This window comes from Pseudomonas sp. UBA6699, from assembly GCF_002454615.1.
In the GTDB taxonomy this organism is placed as follows: Bacteria; Pseudomonadota; Gammaproteobacteria; order Pseudomonadales; family Pseudomonadaceae; genus Aquipseudomonas; species Aquipseudomonas juntendi.
This window is the reverse complement of sequence record NZ_DKJF01000067.1, coordinates 1-4,893: the sequence shown is the minus strand read 5'-3', so window position 1 is coordinate 4,893 and position 4,893 is coordinate 1. Positions and strand designations below refer to the sequence as shown.

General features: G+C 63.9%; 7 protein-coding genes. 5 read left to right on the top strand and 2 right to left on the bottom strand.

The genetic code is table 11. The annotated features are described in order from the left end of the window. The first annotated feature begins 89 nt into the window (after nt 1-89). Nucleotides 90-1,244 (top strand): MFS transporter, encoded by a 1,155-nt coding sequence (locus B3361_RS13110; protein ID WP_054890616.1) that lies wholly within the window; start codon nt 90-92, stop codon nt 1,242-1,244. Beyond that, complete coding sequence (locus B3361_RS13105; protein WP_054881727.1) at nt 1,244-1,780, top strand: oxidase; 537 nt, start codon at nt 1,244-1,246, stop codon at nt 1,778-1,780. Before B3361_RS13110 ends, B3361_RS13105 begins: the two co-directional genes overlap by 1 nt. 156 nt (nt 1,781-1,936) lie before the next feature. On the opposite strand, the gene B3361_RS13100 is transcribed toward B3361_RS13105, so the two are convergent. Then, nucleotides 1,937-2,209 carry a DUF3509 domain-containing protein gene (locus tag B3361_RS13100; RefSeq protein ID WP_009683246.1) on the bottom strand — a complete coding sequence of 91 codons (273 nt, stop codon included), beginning with the start codon at nt 2,207-2,209 and terminating at the stop codon, nt 1,937-1,939. A 266-nt stretch (nt 2,210-2,475) separates the two neighbouring features. Here B3361_RS13100 and B3361_RS13095 point away from each other — a divergent pair, with 266 nt between their 5' ends. Both B3361_RS13095 and B3361_RS13090 read left to right on the top strand, forming a co-directional pair. Continuing rightward, a complete protein-coding gene (locus B3361_RS13095; RefSeq protein WP_054881728.1) occupies nt 2,476-3,000 on the top strand; it encodes an ankyrin repeat domain-containing protein in 525 nt (174 codons plus the stop codon). A 58-nt stretch (nt 3,001-3,058) separates the two neighbouring features. Then, nucleotides 3,059-3,589, top strand: a complete 531-nt coding sequence (locus B3361_RS13090; RefSeq protein ID WP_009683248.1) for a hypothetical protein — start codon at nt 3,059-3,061, stop codon at nt 3,587-3,589. 25 nt (nt 3,590-3,614) lie between these two features. Here the strand turns inward: B3361_RS13090 and B3361_RS13085 are convergent, their stop codons facing one another. Beyond that, nucleotides 3,615-4,553, bottom strand: coding sequence for a ZIP family metal transporter (locus B3361_RS13085; RefSeq protein WP_009683249.1), 939 nt, complete (start codon nt 4,551-4,553; stop codon nt 3,615-3,617). Nucleotides 4,554-4,679: 126 nt separating this feature from the next. On the opposite strand from B3361_RS13085, the gene B3361_RS13080 reads away from it, so the two are divergent. Then, a complete protein-coding gene (locus B3361_RS13080) occupies nt 4,680-4,871 on the top strand; it encodes a PLDc N-terminal domain-containing protein (RefSeq protein ID WP_009683250.1) in 192 nt (63 codons plus the stop codon). Nucleotides 4,872-4,893: the final 22 nt, after the last annotated feature.

Here is a 4,893-nt window from a genome sequence, read left to right as displayed (position 1 = left end):
TGACAAACACCTGTCAGCCCTGATGCGATACCTGTGGGAGCTGGCTTGCCAGCGATAGGGCCGCTACAGGCCCCCAACAAGGCCACCCCATGCAACCCATCCCTTACTGGCGCCTGTCCAGCTTCTACCTGTTCTATTTCGCCCTGCTCGGTTCCACCGCGCCGTTCCTGGCCCTGTACTTCGACCACTTGGGCTTCAGCCCGGCGCGCATCGGCGAGCTGGTGGCCATCCCTATGCTGATGCGCTGCATTGCCCCCAACCTGTGGGGCTGGCTGGGCGACCGCAGCGGTCAGCGCCTGCTGATCGTGCGCCTGGGTGCGCTGTGCACGCTGGCCAGCTTCTCCCTGGTGTTCTTCGGCAAAAGCTACGCCTGGCTGGCGCTGGTAATGGCCCTGCATGCGTTCTTCTGGCACGCGGTACTGCCGCAGTTCGAGGTCATCACCCTGGCCCACCTGCATGGGCAAACGGCACGCTACAGCCAGGTGCGCCTGTGGGGCTCGATCGGCTTCATTCTCACCGTGGTGGGGTTGGGCCGTGTATTCGAGTGGTTGAGCCTGGACATCTACCCGCTGGCGCTGGTCATCATCATGGGCGGTATCGTCGCCGCCAGCCTATGGGTGCCCAATGCCCAGCCGGTGGAGCAGGGCGAGCGCAGCGCTGCCGGCGGCTTCCTGCGCCAACTGCGTGCGCCCGGGGTGATCGCCTTCTATGCCTGCGTGGCGCTGATGCAGCTCAGCCACGGCCCGTACTACACCTTCCTTACCCTGCACCTGGAACACCTGGGCTACAGCCGTGGCGCCATCGGTTTGCTGTGGGCACTGGGGGTAGTGGCCGAGGTGTTGATGTTCATGGGCATGAGCCGCCTGTTCGCCCGTTTCAGCGTGCAACGTGTGTTGCTGGCCAGTTTCCTGCTGGCCGCCGTGCGCTGGCTGCTGTTGGGCAACTTGGCGGCCGAGCCGGCGGTGCTGGTTTTCGCCCAACTGCTGCATGCGGCCACGTTCGGCTGTTTCCACGCCGCCAGCATCGCGTTCGTGCAGGCCAGCTTCGGCGCTCGCCAGCAGGGCCAGGGCCAGGCTTTCTACGCCGCGCTGTCGGGTACCGGCGGCGCGTTGGGGGCTTTGTATTCGGGTTACAGCTGGAAACTGCTGGGGCCCAGCTTCACCTTTGGTATGGCCAGTGCCGCAGCCTTGGCTGCAGCCGTTATCATTGGCCTTTGTTCGCAACCGACCAGGACCCGCCCCTGATGAGCATTCTCAGCGTTTTCCACACCGCCAGCCCGGCATTGCCGCACAAAGTGTTGACCCACCACGATGACATCGCCGCAACCCTGGCTGAACACGGCGTGCGTTTCGAGCATGCCGAACCTGGTGTGCGGGTGCGCCCAGGCACTGCGCAGGACGAGGTTTTGGCGGCGTGCCGCGCGTACCTGGACCAGCTGATGACCGCGCAGGGCAGCAAGGCATTCGTACTGCTCAACCGTGACGGCCAGGACCTGGCGCAGGTTGATGTGCGCGATGAACACGTGCATGACGCCGACGAGGTTTTCGCCGTAATCAGCGGGCGCGCGCAAGTGGGGCTGCGGGTGGGCGAGTGGGTGTATTCGGTGTTGTGCGAGAAAGGCGATCAATTGCACGTGCCGGCTGGCACGCGGCGCTGGGTGGAGCTAGGTGAGGCGCCGTTCTGCCTGGCCTTGCGTTTGTACGGCAGCGAGCAGGGGGCGCAGGCGAGGTTCACCGGAGATGTGAGTGCGCGGGCATTTCTGGGCATTGACGAGTTGTAATGCCTGCACCGGACTTTTTGTGGGAGCGGGCATGCCCGCGAACACCGGTGTAGCCGGTGCCAGCCATGTCACTGGATTCTTCGCGGGCACGCCCGCTCCCACACAAGTTCCCCGCTCGACTACGCAGACCCTAGGGCTGTGTTATCTCCACAGCATTCAGCGGTAGGTCGGCAAGGCAAACCGTTGCTGGCTCTGCAGCATCGAGATCACCGGCAGCTCACTGGCCTGTTCAGCCAGGTCCCGGCGGATGGCACTGATGGCCCACGACAGCTGCTCAGCGCTGTGCAATTGCCCATAGGTCAGTACGCGTCGGGTCACTTTGCCATCAGCCGCACGCAGGGTCAGCAGGACGCCGCCGTCCGGGCGAGCCTGGGTGGTCACTTCGTAGGCCGAAAATACCGAGACGAATTTTTGCTGTATAAGGTCCATAGCAACTCCTGGCTGTTGTGTGGCAGACATGAGTAGGTAGTTGCAGTGACCGTGCCAGAATCTGAATTCATGGAAAGTCCTTTAAATTCAGTGGCTTGCGATGCTTTTGCAGAAGCGCTTCCGTGCAGCTTGCAAGGTCGTGCATTTTGCACAGTGCAATTTGCACGAAGCGGGCGTTGGCTATCGGCGCAATAGAATATGAACCTTTGACCGTAATTGCGTGCCTGACAAACACTTGGGCAATCATTTACGCAAGGAGGTTCCCGATGACCAGCCAAGCCGCACACGCCACCATGACCGATGACGAAACCGCAGCCTTTGCCGAGCAGGTGTTCGAACGAGCCCGCCAGGGCGATGCCGAGATGCTCGAGCGCTTGCTCGCCAGCGGCCTGCCGGCCAACCTGCGTAACCACAAAGGGGACACCCTGGTCATGCTGGCCAGCTACCACGGTCACCATGACGCAGTGCGTGTGCTGCTGGCCCACGGCGCCGACCCGCTGATTGCCAACGACAACGGCCAGTTGCCGATAGCCGGTGCCGCCTTCAAGGGTGACCTGGCAATGATCCGCCTGTTGCTCGAGCACGGCGTGCCGGTAGACGCAGCGGCCCAGGATGGGCGCACGGCGCTGATGCTGGCGGCCATGTTCAACCGCTGCGAGATCCTTGATTACCTGTTGGCCGAGGGCGCCGACCCGGCGCGCCAGGACGCCCGCGGGGCCACCGCGCTGATGGCCGCGCGCACCATGGGCGCGGTGGATACGGCAGCACGCCTGCAAGTGCAGGCCGGCTAACGGCCTGGGGGCATTTGCGGCTATCCTTGGCGACTTTCACCCGCCGCAGGCCCCCCTCATGAAAACTCAGTTGCTCGAATTCATCAGCCTCATTGGTGCTGGCTGCATGCGCGAGGCCGACATCGAGCGCATCGCCGACGAGGCCGCTCAGGCTTACGCCGACCCGGCCGCGTTCCTCGCCGCCAACCCTGATATCAACTACGACGACACCTTCCCGATCCCGCTGGGCGAATGGGTGGTGCTGGGCAGCCTGCCGGACACCGTGGTGTTCCAGGCCGACAGCTACCAGGCGCTGTTCCAGCAGATCAGCGACTCGTTCGACAACAGCGTGCCGTTCACCCTCAAGCCCAAACAACTGGCCCGCACCGAGCCGCTGACTGCCTTGAACCGCATTCAGGTGCAGATGGGCGCGCTGAACAAGGAGGCCGGCGGTTATGTGCTGCTGAACTTCAGCCAATTGCTGGATGACGAGCTGCAGATGGTGATGGTGGGCCAGCACGACCTGGCGCGGGTGCTGGAACTGGGCGCGGAGCTGGGAATCAAGGTCGAGCCAGCCCTTGAAGCGCTGAAAGTTGCCGTGCATGCCTGAGGGCCTGTACAGCCAACCCAAAACTTCAGCCCAGCGCGGTATCCAGAAACATCATGACCGCAAACCCACCCATCAACCCCAGGGTCGCCGCCGTCTGGTGCCCGTTGCGGTGTGTTTCGGGAATCACTTCGTGGCTGACCACGAAGATCATCGCCCCCGCCGCCAGGCCCATGCTGATGGGGTAGGCGAGGGCGAAGCCGGTCGAGATGCCGAGCCCGATCACCGCCCCCAGCGGTTCCATCAGCCCCGAACCAATGGCCACCAGCGCAGCCTTGAAGTTCGACAAGCCGGTAGCGCGCAAGGCCAGCGCCACGGCCAGGCCTTCGGGAATATCCTGGATGGCAATGGCGCTGGTCAGCGGCAGGCCGATGTTCAGGTCGCCGTTGGCAAAGCTCACGCCAATCGCCATGCCCTCTGGCAGGTTGTGCAAGGTGATCGCCAGCACGAACAGCCACACCCGGTTGATGCGCTCGGCATCGGGGCCACACGGGCCGGTGCTTTCATGCTCATGCGGGGTGAAGCGGTCCAGGCCCAGCATCAGTAGCACGCCCAGGCCCATGCCCAGCACCACGGTGAACGCCGCCGCCGGGCCGCTGCCGGTGATTTCGCGGGCGGCGTCCAGCCCCGGCAGAATCAGCGAAAACGAACTGGCTGCCAGCATCATGCCGGCGGCGAAGCCCAGCATCACGTCCTGGGTGCGTGCGCTCACATCGCGCAGCACCACCGCCAGCACTGCCCCCAGTGCCGTGGCGCCGAACCCGGACAACCCGCCCAGCAGCGCCAGGTGCAGGTTGTCGGCATGGTCGCCGTTCACCGCGTTCCAGAAGCTGGCCGCCAGCAATGCACAAACCGCCAGCAGGCTCAGCGCCAGCCCGGCGCTGAGCCACGGGGCATTCACGACCTGTTGGCGCCAGGCGTTGCGCAGCGAGGGTGGGGTAGGGCTTTGCGGCTGTGCGACGGGCATGCGGACCTCGGTTCAATGGCTGCTGGCAGTTTACTCAGGGACCTGCCGCCACCGCCAAGGATTCCCTTCTATTGCCGTGATAGCTGACTATGCTGTGCAGCACAGCCTTTGAAAGGGAGTCAAAGCATGGGGTCGACATTCAACAGCCTGGTTGGGCTGATCATTCTGGCGCTGGATATCTGGGCCATCCTCAACGTGATTAAGAGCGGCAGTGAGGTGGGCAGCAAGGTGTTGTGGATTTTGCTGATCGCACTGCTGCCCGTGGTGGGCCTGGTGATCTGGGCCATCGCCGGGCCGCGGGGGAATGTGCGGATCTGAATGCCTGTGCTGGCCCTATCGC

Coding starts and splice junctions, on each gene's coding strand:
- B3361_RS13100 (WP_009683246.1), bottom strand. CDS start 2,209: ATGGACCTTATACAGCAAAAATTCGTCTCGGTATTTTCGGCCTACGAA.
- B3361_RS13090 (WP_009683248.1), top strand. CDS start 3,059: ATGAAAACTCAGTTGCTCGAATTCATCAGCCTCATTGGTGCTGGCTGC.
- B3361_RS13110 (WP_054890616.1), top strand. CDS start 90: ATGCAACCCATCCCTTACTGGCGCCTGTCCAGCTTCTACCTGTTCTAT.
- B3361_RS13085 (WP_009683249.1), bottom strand. CDS start 4,553: ATGCCCGTCGCACAGCCGCAAAGCCCTACCCCACCCTCGCTGCGCAAC.
- B3361_RS13095 (WP_054881728.1), top strand. CDS start 2,476: ATGACCAGCCAAGCCGCACACGCCACCATGACCGATGACGAAACCGCA.
- B3361_RS13080 (WP_009683250.1), top strand. CDS start 4,680: ATGGGGTCGACATTCAACAGCCTGGTTGGGCTGATCATTCTGGCGCTG.
- B3361_RS13105 (WP_054881727.1), top strand. CDS start 1,244: ATGAGCATTCTCAGCGTTTTCCACACCGCCAGCCCGGCATTGCCGCAC.